Below are 23466 nucleotides of genomic sequence, written 5' to 3' on the forward strand. Positions count from 1 at the left end.
GGGCTACGGCACGACCACGATCTTCCGTCCCACCCCCGCCGCGAACTGCTCCAGCGCCTGTGGGTACCGCTCCAGCGGGATGCGGTCGCTGATGAAGACGTCGGGGTCCAGGACGCCGTTCGCGAACAGTTCCGCCGCCCGCTCGTAGCTGTGCAGGACCGCCATCGAGCCGGTGATGGTGATCTCCTGGTTGTAGATGCGGTACGGGTCGATCTGCACCCGCGTCGCGTAGTCGGCCACGCCGAACTGGAGGAACGTTCCGGCCTTGGCGACCCGGTCCAGGCCGTCCTGGATCGCCGCCGCGTTGCCGGTCGCGTCGATGACCAGGTCCCAGCCCTGGGGGCGGTCCAGTTCGTCGGGGGTGGCGGCGGCGCCCGAGACGCCCAGGCCCTTGGCGGTCTCCAGGCGGGCCGGGTTGAGGTCGACCATGTCGACGCTGGCCGCGCCCGTCCGCTTGGCCAGTTCCAGCATCATCAGGCCCATCGTGCCGGAGCCGTAGATCAGGACGTGGGCGCCGAGGCGGGACTGGAGCACGTCGTAGCCGCGGACCGCGCAGGACAGCGGCTCGATCAGGGCCGCGTCCTGGGTGCGGACGTGCTCGGGGAGCTTCACGCAGTTCGCCACGGGTGCCACCGCGTACTGGGCCGCGCCGCCCGCCGTCGTCACGCCGATGGCCGCCCAGCGCTCGCAGAGGTTGTTGTGGCCGGTACGGCAGTAGCGGCACTCGTAGCAGTACAGGGACGGGTCCACCGCGACCCGGTCGCCGACCGAGACCTCGGTGACCCGCGTGCCGACCCCGACCACCTCGCCGGCGAACTCGTGCCCCGGCGTGATCGGCAGCTTGGGCGCGAACTCCCCCTGGAGGATGTGCAGGTCGGTGCCGCACAGCCCGCACGCGGCGACCTGGACGACGACCTCGCGCGGCCCTGGCGTCGGGTCCGGGATCTCGGCGACGACGGCGCGGCCCACGGACTCGATGACGGCGGCCTTCATTTCACGGCTCCAAGCGACAGGCCCTGGACCAGCTTGTCCTGGGCGGCGAACCCCGCGGCGAGCACCGGCAGGGAGATGACGAGCGACGCGGCGCACACCTTGGCCAGGAACAGGCCCTGGCTGGTGATGAAGCCGGTCAGGAAGACGGGGGCGGTCTCGGCGACCACACCCGTCAGCACCCGGGCGAAGAGCAGTTCGTTCCAGCTGAAGATGAAACAGATCAGGGAGGTCGCGGCGATGCCGGGCAGGGCGATCGGAGCGACCACCCGCGCCAGGATCGTCGGCAGTTTCGCGCCGTCCACCCGGGCCGCCTCGATGATCGCGACCGGGACCTCGGCGAGGAAGGACTGCATCATCCACACCGCGATCGGCAGGTTCATCGAGGTGTAGAGGATGACCAGCAGCCAGATGTTGTCCAGCATGTCGGTGTTCTTGGCGAAGAGGTAGATCGGGAGCAGGCCGGCCACCACCGGCAGCATCTTCGTCGACAGGAAGAAGAACAGGACGTCCGTCCACTTCTTCACCGGGCGGATGGACAGCGCGTACGCCGCCGGGAGGGCGAGGACGAGGACGAACAGGGTCGACGCCACCGACGCGACGACCGAGTTGGCCAGCGCCGGCCAGGGGCTGGCGCCGCCGTCCGCGCCGAAGAACTCGCGGTAACCGTCCAGGGTCAGGGCGGCCGCGAAGGACGGCGGGTTGGTGGCGGCGTCCTCCTCCGAGTGGAAGGAGGTCAGCGCCATCCAGGCGATGGGGAGGAAGAAGACGATGCCGAGCAGCCAGGCCAGCAGGCCCAGACCGGCACCGCCGGTGCGGCGGCTCTTGCGTACAGCGGCCACGGTGCTGCTCATGCGCGGCCCACCTCCTCGCGGAACAGGGACGACACCACGCGCAGGGCGAAGGTCGCGATGATGATCGAGCCGATGACGACCAGGACGCCGGCGGCCGAGGCGAGGCCGTTCTCGTGGGCCTGGTAGAAGCTCTGGTAGACGGTGTACGGCAGGTTGGCGGTGCCCAGGCCGCCGGAGGTGATCGTGAAGACCGCGTCGAAGTTCTGCACGATGTAGATCGAGCCGAGCAGGGCGCCGAGTTCGAGGTAGCGGCGCAGGTGGGGCAGGGTGAGGTGGACGAAGATCTGCCAGTCGCCGGCGCCGTCCACCCGGGCCGCCTCGATCTGCTGCTGGTCGCGGCTCTGCAGTCCGGCCAGCAGGATCAGCATCATGAACGGCGTCCACTGCCATACGAGGGACAGCTCCACCGCGAGCAGCGGGGTGTTGGAGATCCAGTCGGGCTGGGGGCCGCCGACGTAGTGCAACAACCCGTTCAGCAGGCCGTATTCGGGGTTGTAGAGGACGTGCTTCCACAGCAGGGCCGCCGCGACCGGGACCACCAGGAACGGGGCGATCAGCAGGGTGCGGACCACGCCGCGGCCCTTGAACCTCCGGTCCAGGAGCAGGGCGAGGGCGAGGCCGAGGACCAGGCTGGCCAGCACCACCGCGACCGTCAGCAGGATCGTCGTCCAGACCGACTTGCGCAGGTCGGGGTCGGTGAGGACGTCGCCGTAGTTGGAGAGGCCGGTGAAGTGGCGGGCGTCGGGGTAGAGCGCGTTCCAGTCGAAGAAGGAGATCACCAGCGTCGCCACGAAGGGCAGCTGGGTGACCGCGATCATGAAGATCAGGGCCGGGAGGAGCGGGGCCCGGGTGGCCCAGGCGCGCAGCCGCGCGGAGGGCCGGCTCGGCGGGGTGCTGACGTCGGGTGCGGCCACGGGGGCCGTCGTCGTGGCGGTCATCGTCCCTCGTACTCCTCGGCGATCTCTTCGGCGAGTTCCTGCGATTTCCTCAGGGCCGACTCGACGGACTGGCGTCCGGCGATGGCCGCGCTGATCTCCTGGGAGACCTTGGTGCCGAGGTCGGTGAACTCCGGGATGCCGACGAACTGGATGCCGGGCGCCGGACGCGGCTGCACCCCCGGGTCGTTGGGCCGGGCCGCCTCGATCGCCTCCCGGGTCATCTCCTGGAAGGCGCCGGCCTCCGCCCGGTAGGCCGGGTTCTCGTACGTGGAGGCGCGCTTGCCGGCCGGGACGTTGGACCAGCCGATCTCGTCGCCGACGAGCTGCTCGTACTCCTTGCTGGACGCCCAGGAGACGAACTTCCACGCCTTGTCGGGGTTGCGGGAGGCCTGCTGGATGCCCCAGGCCCAGGTGTAGAGCCAGCCGGAGGACTCGGTCTTCTCGACCGGGGCGGGGGCGTAGCCCAGCTTGCCCTTGACGGGGGAGTCGGCCGCCTCCAGGGAGCCGGCGGCGGAGGTGGCGTCGTACCACATGGCGACCTTGCCCTGGGTCATGTTGTTCAGGCACTCGGCGAAGCCGGCCTGCGGGGCGCCGGACTCGCCGTGCTCGCGCACCAGGCCGACGTAGAACTTGACCGCCTTCTCGAACTCGGGGGAGTCGAGGCGGGCCTTCCAGTCCTGGTCGAACCAGGTGCCGCCGAAGGTGTTGACGACCGTGGTGAGCGGGGCCATCACCTCGCCCCAGCCGGGCAGGCCGCGCAGGCAGATGCCCTTCATGCCGGGCTCCGCGCCGTCGACCTTCGCGGCGAGGTCGGCGACCTGCTGCCAGGTGGGGTGCGCGGGCATGGTCAGGCCCTCCTTCTCGAAGATGTCCTTGCGGTACATCAGGAAGGAGGACTCGCCGTAGAAGGGCTGGCCGTAGAGCTTGCCGTCCTCGCCGGTGAGGGACTCGCGCATCGGCTTGAGGACGTCCTGCTCGTCGTAGGCGGTGTCCTTCGCGGCGTAGGAGTCCATCTCGTGCAGCCACTCGTTCTTGGCGTAGATGGGGATCTCGTAGTTGGAGAGGGTGGCGACGTCGTACTGGCCCGCCTGGTTGGCGAAGTCCTGGCTGATCTTGTCGCGGACGTCGTTCTCCGGCAGCACGGTGAAGTTCACCTTGATGCCGGTCTCCTCGGTGAAGTGGTCGGCGGTGAGCTTCTGCAGCTCGACCATCTGGGGGTTGTTGACCATCAGGACGTTGATGGCGTCGCCGCCGGACCCCGCGCCGCCCGCCCCGACCCAGCAGCCGGAGAGCAGCGGGGCGAGCAGCGTCCCTGCGGCGGCCGTGGCGAGCGTGGCTCGCGGCCTCCGTCGGCTCTGGGTTCGCATGGATCGCTCCTGAACATAGGGGGAGGTATGGGGCGATAAGGGGTGACCCCGTCCCACGAGGGGGAGGCATGGGACGGGGTCAGACTCGGATGACCTGAGGGCCCAGCAGGGAGTAGCGGTGGGCCTCGGAGGCGGGCAGCTGGGTGCTGGTGACGATCGCCTCCAGGGCGCCGACCTCGGCGAACCGGCAGAAGCTGACCGCCCCGAACTTGGTGTGCACCCCCGCGAACACCGTGCGCCGCGCGGCCCGCACGGCCTGTGCCTTGACCTCGCTGACCGCCGGGTCGGGCGTGGTCAGGCCGTGTTCGCGGGAGATGCCGTTGGCGCCGATGAAGGCCAGGTCGAGGACGAACCCGGCCAGCATCTTGGTGGTCCAGTGGTCGACGGTGGCCAGCGTGCCCGGGCGGACCCGGCCGCCGAGCAGCAGGACGGAGGTGTCACCGCGCCCGGCGAGCGCGCCGGCCACCGGCAGGGACGCGGTGACCACGGTCAGCGGCCGGTCCACGGGCAGTGCCTCGGCGATGAGCTGGGGGGTGAAGCCCTCGTCGACGAAGACCGTCTCGGCGTCCCCGAGCAGGTCGGCCGCCGCGGCGGCGACCCGGCGCTTCTCGGGGACGTGGCTGGTGGCGCGCACGGCGAGGGTCGTCTCGAACCCGGCGCTCTCCACGGGGTAGGCGCCGCCGTGGGTGCGGCGGACCAGACCGTGGTCCTCCAGGGCGCGCAGATCCCGGCGTACGGTCTCCTTGGCCACGCCGAGTTCGGCGGCGAGGACGGTGACGTCGACCGAGCCGGAGGCACGGGCGGCCCGCACGATCTCCCGCTGGCGCTCTTCCGCCGATCTCGTGCCCATGTCACACCTGCCTCACGCGCGCCGTTGCCCGTTCGGGCCCGGTAAGGCCCCGGTGAAGAGTTCTACAGCGGGCGCGCGGCGCTGACCAGGTCTGTTGCGGAGCCGATACTGCCCGCTTGGGCCCGTTTCGGTGGCCGGGGCGGCGTCGTGGACCAGGGGTGCGGCGAGGCGGGGCGTCTGAACGGGCAGCGCGGATGCCCGAACGGGGAGGAGGGCGGGCCCGTTCGGTGCCCGTCCTCCTCGGTGCTGCTGTGTGTTCCGGTCAGTACGGCCAGATCGGCGGGTCCGTGACGAAGTGGCCGCCGAGGCGGGCGTGGGCCGGGTTGTCCGGGTCCAGTTCGCCCTGTTCGGCGACGAGTTTCGCGGCGTACGGCTCGGAGTCGTCCTGCGGCTCGTAGCCGAGGGCGCGCGCGGTGGTGAGGTCCCACCACAGGCGGGTGTTGGCGGAGGAGCCGTAGACGACCGTGTGGCCGACGCCCTCGGCGGTCAGCGCGGCGTGGAGGAGCCGGGCGCCGTCGGCGGGGCTCATCCACACCGAGAGCATCCGGACGCTGGTCGGCTCGGGGAAGCAGGAGCCGATGCGGACGGAGACGGTCTCGATGCCGTGCTTGTCCCAGTAGAACTGGGCGAGGTCCTCGCCGAAGGACTTGGACAGGCCGTAGAAGGTGTCGGGGCGGCGAGGGGTGTCGACGGGGATGAGGGGGTCGTCGCCCTGGGGGCGCGGGGTCCAGCCGACGGCGTGGTTGGAGGAGGCGAAGACGACACGGCCGACGCCCTCCTCGCGGGCGGCCTCGTAGACGTTGTACGTGCCCTCGATGTTGGCCTTCAGGATCTTGTCGAAGGACGCTTCCAGGGAGATGCCGGCGAGGTGGACGATCGCGTCGACGCCGCGGACCGCCTCGCGCACGGCGTCCTTGTCGGCGAGGTCGGCGACGACGGCGTCCGGGGCGTCCTCGATGGGGCGCAGGTCGAACAGGCGCAGGTCGTAGCCGTGAGCGGGGAGCAGCTCCCGCATCAGGGTGCCGAGGCCGCCGGCGGCGCCGGTGAGCAGAACGGTGCGGGGAGCGGGCATCCTCGGGTCTCCTTGACTGCACGAGTACGCATCTGAGTGCACATCCGAGTACGAGTACCGGAGTGCACGGGAGTACGAGTACCGAAGCGCACAGGTGAGTGCACATCTGAGTACGTCATTCACAAGCGTGGACACGCTAAGGAGACGCGTCGTCACGCGTCAAGAGCGCGGAAGCTTGACCGCCCTCCAGGGGCGTCTTAGCGTGAGCATGTTCAGAAATATAAACACCGGACACGCATGCAAACGGGAGAACCTGTGACGTCAGCCCCGCTCGCCGCTCGGCTCACCGCCCCTCGGGGCCCGCTGTTCTTTCCGGTCACGGCGTACGGCCCCGGCGGCGAGGTCGACCTCGACGTCTACCGCGCCCACGTGCGCCAGGGGGTGGAGGCGGGCGCCGCCGCCGTGTTCGCCTGCTGCGGCACCGGGGAGTTCCACGCGCTCACGCCCGAGGAGTTCCAGGACTGCGTCCGCGCGGCCGTCGAGGAGACGGCGGGCCGCGTCCCGGTCCTGGCGGGCGCCGGCTACGGCACCGCCCTCGCCGTCCGCTACGCGCGCCTCGCCGAGGAGGCCGGCGCCGACGGGCTGCTCGCCATGCCGCCGTACCTGGTGCTCGCCGGGGAGGAGGGGCTGCTGCGGCACTACCGGGAGGTGGCCGCCGCGACGTCCCTGCCCGTGATCGTCTACCAGCGCGACAACGCCGTCTTCAGCCCCCGCGCGGTGGTCGAACTGGCCCGCACGGAGGGGATCGTCGGCCTCAAGGACGGCCTCGGCGACCTCGACCTGATGCAGCGGACCGTCAGCGCCGTGCGCACCGAGGTGCCCGGTGACTTCCTCTACTTCAACGGGCTGCCGACCGCCGAGCAGACCCAGCTCGCCTACCGCGGCCTCGGCGTCACGCTGTACTCCTCCGCCGTGTTCTGCTTCGTCCCCGAGATCGCCCTCGCCTTCCACCGGGCGCTGCGCACCGGCGACGACGCCACCGCGCACCGCCTGCTGGACGGCTTCTACCGGCCCTTCACCGAACTGCGCGCCCAGGGACGCGGGTACGCCGTCGCCCTGGTGAAGGCCGGGGTACGGTTGCGCGGCCTGGACGTGGGCGAGGTGCGGCCCCCGCTGCACGAGCCGACCGGGGACCATGTCGAGCGGCTCGCCGAGGTGATCGAGCGCGGTCGCGCGCTCCTTGAGGAGGCACGGTGAAGACATCGGCATTCGTCTACCCCTGGGACGTCGACGGCGACCCGCGCGCGCCGCAGGCGGTCGCGGGACTCGGCGTGGAACAGGTGACGCTGGCCGCCGCCTACCACTCCACCCGCGCCCTGACCCCCCGCCACCCGCGCCACCGGATCGTCACCGCCGAGCACGCCGCCGTCCTCTACCCGCCGGACGCCGGCCGCTGGGCCGGACGGGACCTGCGCCCGTACCCGGCCGGTGACTGGGCGCCCGGGGACGCCTACGGCGAGGCCGCGGCCAGGCTCGCGGACGCGGGGCTGGAGGTGCACACCTGGGTCGTGCTGGCCCACAACTCCCGCCTCGGCGCCGAGCATCCGCACACCTCCGTCGTCAACGCCTACGGCGACCGCTACCCCTGGGCGCCGTGTATCGCGCAGCCCGCCACGCGCGCGTACCTCGTCGACCTGGCCGCCGAGGCGGCGGTGCGGCCGGGGGCGCGCGGCACCGAACTGGAGTCCCTCGGCTGGTACGGCCTGGCCCATCTGCACGCCCACGACAAGACCGCCGGCGTCGGTCTCGGGGACGCCGGGCAGTACCTGATGTCGCTCTGCTTCTGCCCCGACTGCCGGGCGGGGTACGGCGGACAGGGCCTGGACCCGGACGAACTGGCCGCCGCCGTCCGCGACGCGCTGGAGCCGGTGTGGCGGGGGACGGCGCCCTCGGACGGGGGCTGGGCGGGCGTGGAGAAGCTGCTCGGCGAGACGCGGGCGGGCGCCACGCGCGCGTGGCGGGACGCCACCGCCCGCTCCCTTCAGGAGGCGGCCGTCGCGGCCGTCCGCGCCGCCGCCCCCGAGGGCTTCCAGGTCCTGCTGCACGCCGACCCGGTCTCGTACCACTGCGGCGCCAACGCCGGGGTCGACCCCGCGCACATCCTGTCCGTCGCGGACGGGGTGGTCGTGCCCTGCACGGGCGGTGCGGGCCTGATCACCCCCTTCGCCGAGCAGGCCCACGACGGCACGGTCCTCGCCGCCAACCTCACCGTCGTCTCCGGCATGGGCGGCAGCCCCGGCACCCTCGCCGCCGACGCGGCCCGCGCCGCCGACCTGGGCGCCACGGAACTGCGGCTGTACCACGCCGGGCTGGCGTCGGACGAGGACCTGGCGGCGGTGCGGAGGGGGCTGGGCGGGCCCTCCCGGCGAGGCTGACCGTAGGACGGTACGCCGATGGCCCAGGGGGGCGGTAAGCCGACGGCCCGAGGACCGTATGCCGACGGTCTGAGGGCCGTATGCCGACGGTCTGAGGGTCGTATGCCGACGGTCTGAGGGTCGTATGCCGACGGCCCGGGGACGGTCGGAGGACGGCCCGAGGACCGTATGCCGACGGCCCGAGGACCGTACGCCGACGGCCCGGCCGTACGCTGACGCGATGCCCCTCACCCTCACCGTGCTCGGCACCGCCTCCCCCCACCCCGCGCCCGGCCGCCCCTGCTCCGGTCACCTGGTGCGCGGCGGCGGGGCGGAGGTGTGGGTGGACGCGGGGCCCGGTACCTTCGCCGAGTTGCAGCGGCACACGGACCCGGCGCGGCTCAGCGCGATCTGGATCTCCCATCTGCACGCCGACCACTGCGCCGACCTGCTCGCCGCGATGTACGCCCTCGCCTACGGCGGGCTCACCCCCGAGGCACCCGTCCCGGTCTACGCGCCCGCCGACTGCGCCCGGCGCCTCGCGGGCTTCTTCGGGCGGCCCGACACCGGTTTCCTCGACGGCGTCTTCGCCTTCCACGCACTTGAGGACGGGCACACCGTCCGCCACGGCGCTCTGCTCCTCACCTCCCGCGCCGTGCGGCACGACACCGAGGCGTACGGGCTGCGGGCCGAGTGCGAGGGCCGGGTCCTGGCCTACTCCGGGGACAGCGGACCGTGCGCCGCGCTCACCGGCCTGGCCCGCGACGCCGACCTGTTCCTCTGCGAGGCCGACATCGACGACGCCGGTGAGCATCGCGGAAGCGAACAGGTGCACCTGACGCCCGAGGACGCCGGGAACACCGCCCGCGCGGCCGGTGCCCGGCGCCTGCTCGTCACCCATGTCGGGCCCACCCTGACGCCCGGAGCGGCGACCGCGCGGGCCGCCGCGGTGTTCGGCGGGCCGACCGGGACCGCCCGTGAGGGCGTCACCATCAGCGTCTGAAGAGCCGATCCGCGCTTCTTCTGTCAGAAGCATTGACGAAACATTGCGCCCCTCCTACCTTCAACGCGTCGTACTCCGTACGTCATATATGAGACGCGATATGCGAGATCCGAGAGGCGCACATGACCTCTGTGCCCACGCCGATCCCCTCCCGCACGCAGTACGTGCTCCAGGAGATCAAACGCCGCATCCTCACCGGCCGGCTGACCCCCGGCCAGGCCCTGGTCGAGACCGAACTCGCCGCACAGTTCGGGGTCTCCAAGACCCCGGTGCGCGAGGCGCTCAAGACCCTGGCCGGCACCGGACTGGTCGTGATGAGCCAGTACAAGGGCGCCACGGTGCGCATGGTGGACGCGGACATGGCACGCGAGGTCTACGACGTGCGGCTGCTCCTGGAGCCGGAGGCACTCAAGCGCGCCGTGCGGCGCGGCGCCTCCCTGGACGCCGCCCGGGACGCGCTGGCCCGCGCCGACCGGGCCACCGACACCGCCGAACGGTCGCTGGCCAACCGGGAGTTCCACCGCGCCCTGTATCTGCCCTGCGGCAACCCGCTGCTCGGCCGGATGCTCGACGAGGTCCGCGACCAGGCGGCCCTGGTCTCCGCCGTCGCCTGGGCGGCCGACCCCTCCTGGGAGCGGGAGGCGGGCGAGCACCAGGAGATCCTGCGGCTCGCCCTGGCCGGTGACGCGGACGGTGCCGCACGCGCCCTCCACGCGCACATCGCGTTCTTCGTCGAGCGGGCCTTCCCGGCAGCGGACCACGAGGCCGGGCGGGCCCAGGAAGAGGACGGACAGGCATGACAACGACGTTCGAGACCCAGCGGGCGGCCCTGGCCGACGTGGTGGCGATCCCGGTGACCCCGTTCGCCGCGGACGGCTCCGTCGACCCCGCCACGTACCGGGCCCTGCTGCGTCGCCTGCTGGACGCCGGCATCACCACCCTCACCCCCAACGGCAACACCGGCGAGTTCTACGCCCTCACCCCGGCCGAGCGCCGCCAGGTCACCGAGCTGACCGCCGAGGAGGCCGGCGGCCGGGCGGACATCCTGGCCGGCGTCGGCCACGACGTGCCGACCGCGATCGCCTCCGCCCGGCACGCCCGCGACCTGGGCGTCACCATGGTGATGGTGCACCAGCCCGTCCACCCCTACGTCTCCCAGGCCGGCTGGGTCGACTACCACCGCGCCGTCGCCGAGGCCGTCCCCGAGCTGGGCGTCGTCCCCTACATCCGCAATCCGCAGCTGGCCGGGGCGCGGCTGGCCGAGCTGGCGGACACCTGCCCCAACGTCATCGGCGTGAAGTACGCCGTGCCGGACGCCGCCAAGTTCGCCGCCTTCGCCCGCGACGCCGGGCTCGACCGGTTCGTGTGGGTGGCGGGGCTGGCCGAACCGTACGCCCCCGCCTACTTCTCGGCCGGCGCCACCGGCTTCACCTCCGGGCTGGTCAACGTCGCCCCGGCCGTCTCCCGGAACATGATCGAGGCGCTGCGGGCGGGCGACTACCCGGCCGCCATGAAGGTCTGGGAGCAGATCCGCCGCTTCGAGGAACTGCGCGCCGCCAACGGCTCCGCCAACAACGTCACCGTCGTCAAGGAGGCCCTCGCCTCGCTCGGCCTGTGCCGCCGCGACGTCCGCCCGCCGAGCCGCCCGCTCCCCGAGGGCGAGCGCGCCGAGGTCGCCGAGATCGCCGCGGGGTGGTCGATATGACCGGCCGCAAGCGCCCGGAGGAGCTGCGCAGCCACCAGTGGTACGGCACCGAGGGCCTGCGCACCTTCAGCCACCGCGCCCGCACCCGCCAGCTCGGCTACCTGCCCGAGGAGCACCTCGGCAAGCCCGTCATCGCCATCCTCAACACCTGGTCCGACATCAACCCCTGCCACGTCCACCTGCGCGACCGCGCCCAGGCCGTGAAGCGGGGCGTGTGGCAGGCGGGCGGCTTCCCCCTGGAATTCCCGGTCTCCACGCTCAGCGAGACCTTCCAGAAGCCGACCCCGATGCTCTACCGCAACATGCTCGCCATGGAGACGGAGGAGCTGCTGCGGTCCTACCCGGTGGACGGCGCCGTCCTCATGGGCGGCTGCGACAAGTCGACGCCCGCCCTGCTGATGGGCGCGGCCTCCGCCGACCTGCCGGCCGTGTTCGTGCCCGCCGGGCCGATGCTCCCGGGGCACTGGCGGGGCGAGACCCTCGGCAGCGGCACCGACATGTGGAAGTACTGGGACGACAAGCGGGCCGGGCTCATCGGCGACTGCGAGATGCAGGAACTGGAGAGCGGGCTGGCCCGCTCGCCCGGTCACTGCATGACGATGGGCACGGCCTCCACCCTGACCGCCGCCGCCGAGGCCCTCGGCGTCACCGTGCCGGGCGCCTCCAGCATCCCCGCCGTCGACTCCGGGCACGACCGGATGGCCGCCGCGGCCGGGCTGCGCATCGTCGAACTGGTCCACCGGGACCGCAAGCTGAGCGACATCCTCACCGCGGACGCCTTCGAGGACGCCGTCACCACCGTGCTCGGCCTCGGCGGCTCCACCAACGCCGTGATCCACCTGATCGCGATGGCGGGCCGCGCGGGCGTCACCCTCACCCTCGACGACTTCGACCGCATCGCCCGCACCGTCCCGGTGCTGGCCAACGTCCGCCCCGGCGGACAGACGTACCTGATGGAGGACTTCCACTTCGCCGGCGGACTGCCCGGCTTCCTCTCCCGCATCCCCGACCTGCTCCACCTGGACCGGCCCACGGTCTGCCACGACACCCTGCGCGAGCAGCTCGAAGGCGCCCTCGTCCACAACGACGACGTGATCCGCCCCCGCGACAACCCGGTCGCGGCCGAGGGAGGCGTCGCCGTGCTGCGCGGCAACCTCTGCCCCGACGGCGCCGTCATCAAGCACATCGCCGCCGAACCGCACCTGCTCAAGCACACCGGCCGCGCGGTCGTCTTCGACGACTACCGCACGATGCAGCGCACCATCAACGACCCCGCCCTGGACATCACCGCCGACGACGTGCTGGTGCTGCGCAACGCCGGCCCCAAGGGCGGCCCCGGCATGCCCGAGTACGGCATGCTGCCCCTCCCCGACCACCTCCTCAAGCAGGGCGTACGGGACATGGTGCGGATCTCCGACGCCCGGATGAGCGGCACGAGTTACGGCGCCTGCGTGCTGCACGTCGCGCCCGAGTCGTACATCGGCGGACCGCTCGCCCTGGTCCGCACCGGCGACACCATCACCCTGGACGTCGCCGCCCGCACCCTCCGGCTCAACGTGGACGACGAGGAACTGGAGCGCCGCCGCGCCGCGTGGACGCCGCCCCCGGCACGGTACGAGCGCGGCTACGGCGCGCTCTACAACGAACAGATCACCCAGGCCGACACCGGCTGCGACTTCGAGTTCCTGGCCCGCCCCGGCAAGGTGCAGGACCCGTACGCGGGCTGACCCCCCCCCGGACAACAGAAAACCTCCGCACACCCCTGTACCGACAGAAAGCGCTTCCTGTACGCACCACGCACATCCGACTACGCAAGTGAACGCCCCGCGCGCGTACGACCCACGCGAGCGAGCCCCACGCAAGCACGCCCCACGCACGACGTACCAGAACGGAGAACAGTCATGGCCCAAGCCGCAGCCGTGGCGAAACCGCCCGCGCCACCGAGGCGGCGCCGTGCCTCCGCCACGCCGCGCAGGCTCCCGTACCTGCTGATCGCCCCGGCGGGTCTGCTGATGCTGGGCTTCATCGCCTACCCGGTCATCAGCGTCTTCTACTACAGCCTGCAGGAGTACAACCCCACCAAGCCGTGGCGGAACGGCTACGCGGGCTTCGACAACTTCACCAAGATCTTCACCGACGACCCGGTCTTCTGGGACACCCTCGTCTTCAGCGCCAAGTGGGTCTTCGTCGAGGTCGGCCTGCAACTGCTCTTCGGACTCGCGCTCGCCCTGATCGTCAACCAGACCTTCGTGGGCCGGGGCCTGGGCCGCGCCCTGGTCTTCTCCCCGTGGGCCGTCTCCGGCGTGCTGACCTCCGCCATCTGGGTGCTGCTCTACAACTCCCAGACCGGCATCACCCGTTACCTCGCCGACCTGGGCATCGGCTCCTACGGCACGAGCTGGCTGTCGGACACCTCCACCGTGTTCCCGGCGGCGGTCGTCGCCGACCTGTGGCGCGGGGTGCCCTTCTTCGCGATCCTCATCCTCGCCGACCTCCAGTCCGTCTCGAAGGACCTGTACGAGGCCGCCGAGGTCGACGGGGCCGGCCGGATCAAGCAGTTCTGGCACATCACCCTGCCGCACCTGAAGGACGCGATCATCCTCTCCACGCTGCTGCGCGCGGTGTGGGAGTTCAACAACGTCGACCTGCTCTACACCCTGACCGGCGGCGGCCCCGCGGGCGAGACCACGACCCTCCCGCTCTACATCGCCAACACCTCCGTCGACGCCCATGACTTCGGCTACGCGTCGGCGCTGACCACGGTCGCGTTCGTGATCCTGCTCTTCTGCTCGATCGTCTACCTGCGGCTGAGCAAGTTCGGAGGCGAGAACAAGTGATCACCAAGGAGGCCGCCACGGCCGCCCCCGCCCCCGAGCGGGCCGCCCCCGCCCCGCCGCGCCCGGCGAAGAAGGAGGGCCCCGCCTGGGACCAGATCCCCCGCTGGCAGATCTACCTCCCGCTCGGGATCTACCTCGTCTTCACCCTCATCCCGTTCTACTGGATCCTGCTCTTCTCCCTGCGCCCGGCCGGCTCCACCTCGCTGGTGCCCTGGCCGATGACCTTCGACCACTTCGAGAAGGTCTGGACGGAGCGCAACTTCGGCACCTACTTCGGCAACAGCGTCCTGGTCGGCGTCGCCACCCTGGTGATGACCACGGTCGTCGCCCTGGCCGGCGGCTACGCCCTCGCCCGGTTCGACTTCCGGGTCAAGCGGGGCTTCATGCTCGCCCTGCTCTGCTCCCAGTTCGTGCCCGGCGCGCTGCTCCTCGTGCCGCTCTTCGAGATCTTCGCCGAACTCCAGATGATCAACTCCCTCGGCAGCGTCATCATCGCCGAGACGGTCTTCCAGCTTCCGCTGTCGATGATCCTGATCAGCAACTTCATCAAGAACGTGCCGTACTCCCTGGAAGAGGCGGCCTGGGTCGACGGCTGCGGGCGGATGCGGGCCTTCCGGATCGTCGTCCTGCCGCTGCTGCGGCCCGGTCTGATCGCGGTGGGTTCCTTCGCCTTCGTGCACTCCTGGAACCACTTCCTGTTCGCCCTGATGTTCCTCAACAACCAGGACAAGCAGACCATCCCGGTCGGCCTCAACTCCCTGATGAGCGCGGACAGCGTCGACCTCGGCGCGCTCGCCGCCGGCGGCATCATCGCGGCCGTCCCGGTCGTCATCGTCTTCGCCTTCATCCAGAAGTGGCTGATCACGGGCTTCAGCGCCGGGGCGGTGAAGGGCTGATGAGACGGGGACCGGCCGACCTGCGCACCATCCACCCCACCTACGGCCCGGGCAGCGAACGCGACCTGACCGCCGGCACCGCGGGGAGGGCCTCATGAGCGCACCCCTGCCCGTCGTCCTCGCCGGCGCCCGCGGGCACGGCCGCTGGCACCTCGCCAACCTCCGCCGCCTGGAGCGGGCGGGCCGCGTCCGGCTGGCCGGCCTCTGCGAGCTGACCCCCCTGACGGAGGAGGAGTACGGCGGTGAACTCCCCGCCCAGTCCGCCGACTTCGGCGCCCTCCTCGACACCACCGGCGCCCGGGTCGCCGTCGTCTGCACGCCGATCCCCACCCACACCGACCTGGCGCTGACCGCCGCCCGCCGAGGCGTGCACCTGCTGTTGGAGAAGCCCCCGGCACCGTCGTTCGCGGAGTTCCGCCGGATGGCCGACGGGGTCGCCGAGGCGGGCGTCGCCTGCCAGATCGGGTTCCAGTCGCTGGGCTCGCACGCCATGCCCGCCGTCCGGGAGCTGATCGCCGACGGCGCGATCGGCGAGGTCACCGGCATCGGCGGGGCCGGTGCCTGGGTGCGCGACGAGGCGTACTTCCGGCGCTCGCCCTGGGCCGGCCGGCGCCGCATGGACGACGGCACCGACGTGGTCGACGGGGCGCTGACCAACCCCCTCGCGCACGCCGTCGCCACCGCCCTGGCCCTCGGCGGCGCCACCCGCGACCAGGACGTCGCCACCGTCGAGACCGAACTGCACCGCGCCAACGACATCGAGGCCGACGACACCTCCTGCGTCCGCGTCACCGCCCCGACGGGCCTGCGGATCACCGTCGCCGCCACCCTGTGCGCCGAACGCGCCGCCGAACCGTACGTCCTGGTGCACGGCACCCGCGGCCGGATCACCTTCTGGTACAAGCAGGACCGCGTCCTGCTCCAGCGCGCCGGCCACGGCCCCGAGGAGTACGAGCACGGCCGCACCGACCTGCTGGAGAACCTCCTCGACCACCTGGCCGACGGCACCGGCCTGCTGGTCACCCCCGACGGCACCGGCGCCTTCATGCGGGTCGTCGAGGCGATCCGCCGGGCCCCCGACCCGCGACCGCTGCCCGAGACGGCCTGGCACCGGATCGCCGCCGAGGCCCGCCGGGTGGTCCCCGGCGTCGACGCCCTGGTCGAGTCCGCCGCCGGCACCCTCTCCCTCTACTCCGAACTCGGCGCCCCCTGGGCCGCCAAGGAGGTGACCGCCCGATGACCGGCACCGACGCCCCGGTCCTGCGCGTCGCCGGCCGCCCCGTCGCCCGGTACGTCACCCGGCCCGAGCTGCCCGCCCGCCTCTCCCCACGCCCCTACCTGCACCCCGTCACCACCCTGGCCGGCACGCCGGTCACCGAGTCCGCGCCCGCCGACCACGCCCACCACCTCGGCGTCGGTGTCGCCGTTCCCGACGTCGAGGGGCACAACTTCTGGGGCGGGCGCACCTTCGTCCGCGACCGGGGCCCGACCGAGCTGGACAACCACGGCGCCCAGCGGCACACCGGCTTCCCGCTGTGCGACTCCGACGGGTTCGTACAGGAGCTGTCCTGGATCGCCGCCGGCACCGAGCTGCTGCGCGAGCGCCGTACGGTGGCCGCCACCGCGCTCACCGACCGGGCCTGGGCCCTGGACCTCACCTTCTCGCTCACCAACATCACTGCCGGCCCGCTCACCCTCGGCAGCCCCGCCACCAACGGCCGCCCCGGCGCGGCCTACGGCGGCTTCTTCTGGCGGGCCCGCAAGGAGGACGCGGCGCCGGACGTCCTCACCCCGGACGCCGAGGGCGAGGCCGCCGCGCACGGCCGCCGCGCCGACTGGCTCGCCCTGGTCGGCGCCGGCTGGTCGCTGGTGTTCGCCGGGGCCACCGAACGGACCCGCGAGGACCCCTGGTTCGTGCGCACCGAGGAGTATCCCGGCGTCGGCTCCTCGCTCGCCCACGCCACCCGGCTGGCGGTCGCCCCGGGCGACACGGCCGTCCGCCGGATCGTCACCGTCGTCGCCGACGGCCGCCTCGACGCCGACGGCGCCGCAGCCCTCGTACGGAAGGCGGTCAGCCCGTGAGCAGCAGCAGCACCTACCGCAACCCCGTCCTGAACGCCGACTGGTCCGACCCGGACGTCGTGCGCGTCGGCGACGACTTCTACCTGACCGCCTCCAGCTTCGGCCGTGCCCCCGGCCTGCCGCTGCTGCACTCCCGGAACCTGGTCGACTGGACCCTGCTCGGCCACGCACTCGACCGGCTGGAACCGGCGGAGACCTTCGCCGCGCCCCGGCACGACTGCGGCGTCTGGGCCCCGTCCATCCGGCACCACGACGACCGCCTCTGGATCTTCTGGGGCGACCCCGACCAGGGGATCTTCCAGGTCAACGCCCCCGACGTCCAGGGCCCGTGGACCCGTCCGCACCTGGTCAAGGCGGGCAAGGGCCTGATCGACCCCTGCCCGCTGTGGGACGAGGAGACCGGCGAGGCGTACCTCGTGCACGCCTGGGCCCGGTCCCGCTCCGGCATCAAGAACCGCCTCACCGGCCACCGCATGCGCCCCGACGGCACCGGTCTGCTCGACGACGGCAAGGTGATCGTCGACGCCGACCGCCTCCCCGGCTGGTTCACCCTGGAGGGCCCCAAGCTCTACCGGCACGACGGCTGGTTCTGGATCCTCGCGCCCGCCGGGTCGGTGGAGACCGGCTGGCAGGGCGCCTTCCGCTCCCGCGACTTCTTCGGACCGTACGAGGAGCGGATCGTCCTGGAGCAGAAGGACACCGACGTCAACGGCCCCCACCAGGGCGGCTGGGTGCGCACGGCGGCCGGCGAGGACTGGTTCCTGCACTTCCAGCAGCGGGGGGCGTACGGGAGGGTGGTGCACCTCCAGCCGATGCGCTGGGACCCGGACGGCTGGCCGGTGCTGGGCGACGACGGCGCGCCCGTCACCGAGCACCGGCGGCCCGCGCTGCCGCCCTCGGCGGCGGCTCCGGCCACCGACGACGACTTCCCCGGCGGACGGTTCGGCCCCCAGTGGTCCTGGACCGCCAACCCCCAGGACGGCTGGGCTCTCCCGCACACCGGGGACGGGCTGCGGCTGGCCTGTGTCCGCTCGGCCGACGCGCACGACCCGCGCAGGCTGCCGAACGTGCTCACCCAGCGGCTGCCCGGCACCCCGTGCGCGGTCGAGGTGGAACTGCGCCTCGACAGCGACGGCGCGGGCGCGCGGGCCGGGCTCGTGGTGCTCGGGGACGCGTTCAGCTGGATCGGGCTCCAGCGCGGCGCGGACGGGGCGGTGCACCTGGTGCACCGGTTCGGCGAGACGGTCGCGGAGGCGGAACGGGACGCGGCACACGCGCGGCTCGCCCCCGAGGGCCGGGCCCGGCTGCGGATCGAGATCGGCCCGCACGCACGCTGCCGCTTCCACGCCGACACCGGGGACGGCTTCCGCCCCTCGGGGCAGGTCTTCGCCGCCACCCCCTGGCGCTGGGTCGGCGCCCTGCTCGGCCTGTTCGCCGTCGCACCCACCGGAGAGCAGGCCGCACCCACCGGAGAGCCGGCCGCGGGCACGGCCGACTTCACCGGGTTCCGGATCACCGCCTGGTAACTCCGTACCTCCTACCTCCGTACCTCCTACCTCCGTACGCCTGTGGGGAGCCGCAATGACGCACTTCCGTAGCAAGCGCTTGCCGGGCAGGGGCGGAACCCTGGCCGCCGTCCTCGGCCTGGTGGCCGCCCTGGCCCTCGGGACGCTCGGGGAGGCCCGGGCCGCCGCGGCCGCTCCGCCGGGGACCGACCGCTTCTCCGACCGGCCGCACGGCTTCGCCTCCCTGGCCGGCGGCACCACGGGCGGCGCGGGCGGCGAGGTCGTCACCGTCACCGACCAGGCGGCGCTGGCCAAGTACGCGGCGGCCGAGGAGCCGTACGTCATCCGGGTGGCGGGCTCGATCGCCGTGGAGCCGTTCGGCTCGGACATCACGGTCGCCTCCGACAAGACGATCGTCGGCGTCGGCACGAGCGGCGAGATCGTCCACGGCGAACTGCACCTGAACCCCGGCACGCACAACGTCGTCATCCGCAACCTGACGATCCGGGACTCCTACGTCGAGGGCGACTGGGACGGCAAGACCACCGACTTCGACGCGATCCAGATGGACTCCGTCCACCACGTCTGGATCGACCACAACCACTTCACGCACATGGGCGACGGACTGCTCGACATCCGCAAGGACAGCCGGTATGTCACCGTCTCCTACAACCGCTTCACCGACCACAACAAGGCGATGGGCATCGGCTGGACGGAGAACACGCGGACCGAGATCACCATCGACCACAACTGGTTCGCCGGCACCAAGCAGCGCAACCCGTCCGCCGACAACTGCGCCTACGCGCACCTCTACAACAACTACCTGTCGGCCCAGGTGGCCGACGGCGACCCCGTCTGGACCTACGGGAACTGGGCGCGGGGCGCCACCCGGATGGTCATCGAGAACAGCTACTACGACGGTGTCCAGCACCCCTACCAGGCGGACGCCACCGCCGAACTGGTGCAGCGCGGCTCGGTGACCGTGAACACCACCGGCCGGCACGACACCTGGGGCGACGCCTTCGAGCCGGGCGACTTCTACACCTACCGGCTCGACCCGGCGGCGGCCGTCCCGGCGCTGGTCGAACGCTTCTCCGGTCCGCAGCGGCGGATCGGGGTCCACTGACTCCCCCCACGCGATCAGCACGCCCGTACGTCCAGCACTCCGCTCCACACCGCTCCACTCCGCGCCACTCCGCTCCACACCGCTCCACTCCGCGCCACTCCGCTCCACACCGCTCCACACCGCTCCACACCGCTTCATCCAGCCTGATCCAGAAGAAGAGAGCCGACTCATGAAGATCAGCATGCGCAGCAGCACCGGCAGGCGCCGGACACCGGCCGTCGTCGCCCTGGGGGCCGTACTCGCGCTGACCGCCACCGCCTGCGGGGACGACGGCAGCGGCACGGGCGGCAGCGAGGGGGCCGAGGGCAGCGGCAAGGGGGAGATCGTCTTCTGGGACAACAACGGCGGTGTCCGCACCGACATCTGGAAGGAGATCATCGCCGACTTCGAGAAGGCCAACCCGGACATCGACGTCGAGTACGTCGGCATCGCCTCCACCGAGTACCAGTCGAAGGTCGACACGTCCATCCAGGGCGGCGGGCTGCCCGACGTCGGCGGGGTCGGCGCGGCCATGCTCGCCGGGTTCGCCGCGCAGAACGCGCTGGAGCCGCTGGACGACCGGCTCGCGGACTCCTCCCTGAACGGCAAGCTCAACGAGGACATGGTCGAGTCGCTGAAGGCGGCCGGCGGCGGCGACGGCACGCTGTACTCGGTGCCGACCTCCGCCAACAACGGCGTCCTGTACTACCGCACCGACCTGTTCGAGAAGGCGGGGCTGGAGGAGCCCTCCTCCTGGGACGCCTTCTTCGAGGCCGCCGACAAGCTCACCGACGCCGGCGACAACGAGTTCGGGTACACCATCCGCGGCGGCGCCGGTTCCATCGCCCAGGCCCTCGACGCGATGTACGGGCAGTCCGGGATCACCTCCTTCTGGGACGCCGCCGGGGAGGAGACCACCGTCAACGACCCGAAGAACGTGGCGGCGCTGGAGAAGTACGCCGCGCTCTACAAGAAGGTCACGCCGGCCGCCGACCTGAACAACGACTTCACCAAGATGGTCGCCCAGTGGGACTCGGGCACGATCGGCATGCTCAACCACAACCTGGGCTCCTACCAGGACCATGTGAAGGCGTTCGGCGAGGACAAGTTCCGCGGCATCCCGCAGCCGGTCGGACCCGGCGGCAAGCGGGTGCAGGTCTCCAACCCGGTCGACGGGCTCGGCATCTTCAAGAGCTCCAAGAACAAGGAGGCGGCCTGGAAGTTCATCGAGTACGCCGTCTCGCACGAGGCGAACTCGAAGTTCAACGAGTCGGCGGGACAGGTGCCGGCCAACACCGACGCGGCGAAGGACGCGTGGGTCGCGGAGTCGGAGCCGACGAAGCTGGCCGCCCAGGCGCTGTCGGACGGTTCGACGACGATCGTGCAGCTGCCGTACTACCTGCCGGACTGGAACACCATCTCCAAGGCCGACAACGAGCCGAACTTCCAGAAGGTGCTGCTCGGCAAGATGAGCGCGAAGGACTTCCTGGACACGGTGGCCGAGCAGCTGAACGAGGCGCAGGCCGAGTGGAACGAGCAGAAGGGCTAGCCGCCCGGAGCTGAGAATCGCCGTGGGGCGGCCTGTGGTGTGCAGGCCGCGGGCCGTCCCCGGCCGGGCGCGCGGTTCCCCGCGCCCCTAGGGACATATCCTTCCCCTCCTGAAAGGTTGACCGGCGTGTCTCTCAGCCGCAGACAGGTCGCCGCCGCTGCCGTTGCTTCCGTACCTCTGGCCTTTGCCGCCACCGGTACCGCACAAGCCGGTGCGCACAGGCGGACCATGCACATCGCCGGCGACTCCACCGCCGCGCAGAAGTACGCCGACGCCGCGCCCGAGACGGGGTGGGGGATGGCGGCCCCCTTCTTCCTGCGCGCGGACCTCGCCGTCGCCAACCACGCCGTCAACGGGCGCAGTTCCAAGAGCTTCGTGGACGAGGGACGGCTCGACGCCGTGCTCGGGGTCGTCCGGCCCGGAGACTTCCTGCTGATCCAGTTCGCGCACAACGACGAGAAGAGCGAGGACCCCGCCCGCTGGACCGAGCCCTGGACGACGTACCAGGACTACCTGCGGCTGTACGTCGACGGGGCCCGGGCGCGGGGTGTCCGGCCGGTGCTCGCCACCCCCGTCGAGCGGCGCCGGTTCGACGCGGCGGGGACCGCGCTGCCGAGCCACGGGGAGTACCCGGCGGCCATGCGGGCGCTCGCCGCCGAGGAGGGCGTGGCGCTGCTGGACGTCCAGGCGCTGTCGCTGGCGCTGTGGCAGCGGCTCGGCGTGGAGGGGACCAAGGCGTACTTCAACTGGACCGCCACCGAGCAGGACAACACCCACTTCAACCCGCCCGGCGCGATCGAGGTGGCCCGGCTCGTGGTGCGGGAACTGCTGCGCACCCGGGTGCTGGGACACCGTGACGCGCGCCGCCTGGACGCGGAGATCCCCGCGTCCTGGATCAGCTGGCCCGAAGCCTGAGACGACGTAACAGAGGAGAGCCGCACACATGCAGACACAGAGATGGCATGGGCACGTCATGGGAAAGGGTGCCGCGCTGGCCGGCTGCACCGCCCTGGTGGTGGGCCTGACCGCGGCCGGTGCCGAGGCCCGCCCCCAGCACCGGGACCCCGCCCGGCAGACGCTGCCCGCGAACGACGGCTGGGCCGCGTACGGCACCGGGACGACCGGGGGCGCCGCCGCCGACGCGGAGCACGTGTACACCGTGACGACCTGGGCCGAGTTCAAGGCGGCCCTGGCGGCGGACGGCACCGCGCCCCGCATCATCAAGGTCAAGGGCACCATCGACGCCGTAGCCGAGGGCTGCGACGCGTTCGCCGTGCCCGGCTACGACTTCGACGCCTACCTGGCCGCGTACGACCCGGCGACCTGGGGCTACGACACCGACCTGAGCGCCGAACCCGACGACAGCCCCGAGGGACTGCGGCGGGCCTCCGCGGCTCAGCAGAGCCAGGCCATCAAGGCGAGCGTCCCGGCGAACACCACCATCATCGGCGTCGGCCGGAACGCCGGGATCAAGGGCGCCAGCCTCCAGATCAAGGGCGTGGACAACGTCATCGTCCGCAACCTGACCTTCGAGAGCCCCGTCGACTGCTTCCCGCAGTGGGACCCGACGGACGGCGACACCGGCAACTGGAACAGCGAGTACGACAGCGCGGTGGTGTACGGCTCCACCCACGTCTGGCTGGACCACAACACGTTCACCGACGGCGAGCACCCCGACAGCGCGGCCCCGACCTACTTCGGCATGCTGTACCAGCAGCACGACGGGCAGCTCGACATCGTGCGCGGCGCCGACTACGTCACCGCCTCCTGGAACGTCTTCACCGACCACGACAAGACGATCCTGATCGGCAACAGCGACAGCGAGTCGACGGCCGCCGGCGACCGCGGGCACCTGAAGGCGACCTTCCACCACAACCTGTTCAAGGACCTCGTCGAACGCGCGCCCCGGGTCCGCTTCGGCCAGGTCGACGTCTACGACAACCACTTCGTGGCGAACGAGGACTACGCCTACAGCTTCGGCGTCGGCAAGGAGTCCGCGCTGGTCGCCGAGTACAACGCGTTCACGCTGCCGGACGGGATCAGCGCCGCCAAGGTGCTGAAGAAGTGGAGCGAGGCGCCGGTCACCGCCGCCCACAACCGGGTCAACGGCAAGCCGGTGGACCTGATCGCCGTGCACAACGCGGAGATCCCGGCCGAGACCCTCACCTCCGGCGCGGGCTGGACGCCGCAGCTGCGGACGAAGGTGGACCCGGCCAAGGCCGTCCCCGCCCTCGTCGACCGCGGCGCGGGCGCCGGCCGCCTGCGCTGACCCCGCGCGCAGCCAGGGCCGGGGCGCCCTCGCGCCGCCCCGGCCCACCGGAGATCCCCCACCGCAGATCCCCCTTCGAGAACCCGCTTC

The 23466-nt window shown here is 71.9% G+C and carries 20 protein-coding genes and 1 pseudogene; 15 read left to right on the forward strand and 6 right to left on the reverse strand.

The genetic code is table 11. The annotated features are described in order from the left end of the window. Positions 1 to 3: 3 nt before the first annotated feature. The 6 genes from ACIQR3_RS09470 to ACIQR3_RS09495 form a co-directional block, all read right to left on the reverse strand. Complete coding sequence (locus tag ACIQR3_RS09470) at positions 4 to 993, reverse strand: zinc-dependent alcohol dehydrogenase family protein (RefSeq protein ID WP_403536439.1); 990 nt, start codon at positions 991 to 993, stop codon at positions 4 to 6. Continuing rightward, complete coding sequence (locus ACIQR3_RS09475) at positions 990 to 1844, reverse strand: carbohydrate ABC transporter permease (protein WP_403536441.1); 855 nt, start codon at positions 1842 to 1844, stop codon at positions 990 to 992. Before ACIQR3_RS09475 ends, ACIQR3_RS09470 begins: the two co-directional genes overlap by 4 nt. Further along, complete coding sequence (locus tag ACIQR3_RS09480; RefSeq protein WP_403536444.1) at positions 1841 to 2782, reverse strand: carbohydrate ABC transporter permease; 942 nt, start codon at positions 2780 to 2782, stop codon at positions 1841 to 1843. The genes ACIQR3_RS09475 and ACIQR3_RS09480 overlap by 4 nt, the downstream gene beginning before the upstream one ends. Beyond that, entirely contained in the window at positions 2779 to 4149 is a 1371-nt protein-coding gene (locus tag ACIQR3_RS09485; protein WP_403536447.1) for an ABC transporter substrate-binding protein, read from the reverse strand. Before ACIQR3_RS09485 ends, ACIQR3_RS09480 begins: the two co-directional genes overlap by 4 nt. 79 nt (positions 4150 to 4228) lie before the next feature. Next, positions 4229 to 4999 carry a DeoR/GlpR family DNA-binding transcription regulator gene (locus ACIQR3_RS09490; protein ID WP_403536449.1) on the reverse strand — a complete coding sequence of 257 codons (771 nt, stop codon included), beginning with the start codon at positions 4997 to 4999 and terminating at the stop codon, positions 4229 to 4231. A 262-nt stretch (positions 5000 to 5261) separates the two neighbouring features. Further along, positions 5262 to 6071, reverse strand: coding sequence for an NAD-dependent epimerase/dehydratase family protein (locus ACIQR3_RS09495; protein ID WP_403536452.1), 810 nt, complete (start codon positions 6069 to 6071; stop codon positions 5262 to 5264). A gap of 255 nt (positions 6072 to 6326) precedes the next feature. Here ACIQR3_RS09495 and ACIQR3_RS09500 point away from each other — a divergent pair, with 255 nt between their 5' ends. The 15 genes and pseudogenes from ACIQR3_RS09500 to ACIQR3_RS09570 all read left to right on the forward strand — a co-directional run bounded on the left by ACIQR3_RS09500 (position 6327) and on the right by ACIQR3_RS09570 (position 23376). Continuing rightward, on the forward strand, positions 6327 to 7268 hold the full coding sequence (locus tag ACIQR3_RS09500; RefSeq protein ID WP_403536454.1) for a 5-dehydro-4-deoxyglucarate dehydratase: 942 nt from the start codon (positions 6327 to 6329) through the stop codon (positions 7266 to 7268). Continuing rightward, positions 7265 to 8446, forward strand: coding sequence for a hypothetical protein (locus ACIQR3_RS09505; RefSeq protein WP_403536457.1), 1182 nt, complete (start codon positions 7265 to 7267; stop codon positions 8444 to 8446). The genes ACIQR3_RS09500 and ACIQR3_RS09505 overlap by 4 nt, the downstream gene beginning before the upstream one ends. Positions 8447 to 8666: 220 nt before the next feature. Then, the gene (locus ACIQR3_RS09510) at positions 8667 to 9428 is read left to right on the forward strand and encodes an MBL fold metallo-hydrolase (RefSeq protein ID WP_403536460.1); all 762 of its coding nucleotides are present in this window, start codon (positions 8667 to 8669) and stop codon (positions 9426 to 9428) included. Positions 9429 to 9550: 122 nt separating this feature from the next. Further along, on the forward strand, positions 9551 to 10228 hold the full coding sequence (locus ACIQR3_RS09515; protein WP_403536463.1) for a GntR family transcriptional regulator: 678 nt from the start codon (positions 9551 to 9553) through the stop codon (positions 10226 to 10228). Next, positions 10225 to 11133 (forward strand): dihydrodipicolinate synthase family protein, encoded by a 909-nt coding sequence (locus tag ACIQR3_RS09520; protein WP_403536465.1) that lies wholly within the window; start codon positions 10225 to 10227, stop codon positions 11131 to 11133. The genes ACIQR3_RS09515 and ACIQR3_RS09520 overlap by 4 nt, the downstream gene beginning before the upstream one ends. After that, positions 11130 to 12860 carry an L-arabinonate dehydratase gene (gene araD / locus ACIQR3_RS09525; protein ID WP_215165592.1) on the forward strand — a complete coding sequence of 577 codons (1731 nt, stop codon included), beginning with the start codon at positions 11130 to 11132 and terminating at the stop codon, positions 12858 to 12860. Before ACIQR3_RS09520 ends, araD begins: the two co-directional genes overlap by 4 nt. 174 nt (positions 12861 to 13034) lie before the next feature. Further along, a complete protein-coding gene (locus tag ACIQR3_RS09530) occupies positions 13035 to 13970 on the forward strand; it encodes a carbohydrate ABC transporter permease (protein ID WP_403536469.1) in 936 nt (311 codons plus the stop codon). Continuing rightward, positions 13967 to 14866 (forward strand): carbohydrate ABC transporter permease, encoded by a 900-nt coding sequence (locus tag ACIQR3_RS09535; protein ID WP_403536471.1) that lies wholly within the window; start codon positions 13967 to 13969, stop codon positions 14864 to 14866. The genes ACIQR3_RS09530 and ACIQR3_RS09535 overlap by 4 nt, the downstream gene beginning before the upstream one ends. A gap of 94 nt (positions 14867 to 14960) precedes the next feature. Beyond that, complete coding sequence (locus ACIQR3_RS09540) at positions 14961 to 16106, forward strand: Gfo/Idh/MocA family protein (protein WP_403536474.1); 1146 nt, start codon at positions 14961 to 14963, stop codon at positions 16104 to 16106. Then, positions 16103 to 16948: a PmoA family protein gene (locus tag ACIQR3_RS09545; protein WP_403536477.1), complete on the forward strand. Its 846-nt coding sequence runs from the start codon at positions 16103 to 16105 to the stop codon at positions 16946 to 16948. Before ACIQR3_RS09540 ends, ACIQR3_RS09545 begins: the two co-directional genes overlap by 4 nt. Continuing rightward, positions 16945 to 18474: a family 43 glycosylhydrolase gene (locus ACIQR3_RS09550; RefSeq protein ID WP_403536480.1), complete on the forward strand. Its 1530-nt coding sequence runs from the start codon at positions 16945 to 16947 to the stop codon at positions 18472 to 18474. The genes ACIQR3_RS09545 and ACIQR3_RS09550 overlap by 4 nt, the downstream gene beginning before the upstream one ends. A 55-nt stretch (positions 18475 to 18529) precedes the next feature. Continuing rightward, positions 18530 to 19570: pseudogene (locus tag ACIQR3_RS09555) on the forward strand (polysaccharide lyase family 1 protein); the annotation flags it as partial. A gap of 178 nt (positions 19571 to 19748) precedes the next feature. Then, on the forward strand, positions 19749 to 21107 hold the full coding sequence (locus tag ACIQR3_RS09560) for an ABC transporter substrate-binding protein (protein WP_403536482.1): 1359 nt from the start codon (positions 19749 to 19751) through the stop codon (positions 21105 to 21107). A gap of 126 nt (positions 21108 to 21233) precedes the next feature. Continuing rightward, positions 21234 to 22022 carry a rhamnogalacturonan acetylesterase gene (locus ACIQR3_RS09565; RefSeq protein WP_403536485.1) on the forward strand — a complete coding sequence of 263 codons (789 nt, stop codon included), beginning with the start codon at positions 21234 to 21236 and terminating at the stop codon, positions 22020 to 22022. A 28-nt stretch (positions 22023 to 22050) separates the two neighbouring features. Beyond that, positions 22051 to 23376 (forward strand): polysaccharide lyase family 1 protein, encoded by a 1326-nt coding sequence (locus tag ACIQR3_RS09570; RefSeq protein ID WP_403536487.1) that lies wholly within the window; start codon positions 22051 to 22053, stop codon positions 23374 to 23376. Positions 23377 to 23466 lie beyond the last annotated feature (90 nt).

It is taken from the genome of Streptomyces sp. NPDC090994, assembly GCF_044768905.1.
Taxonomy (GTDB): domain Bacteria; phylum Actinomycetota; class Actinomycetes; order Streptomycetales; family Streptomycetaceae; genus Streptomyces.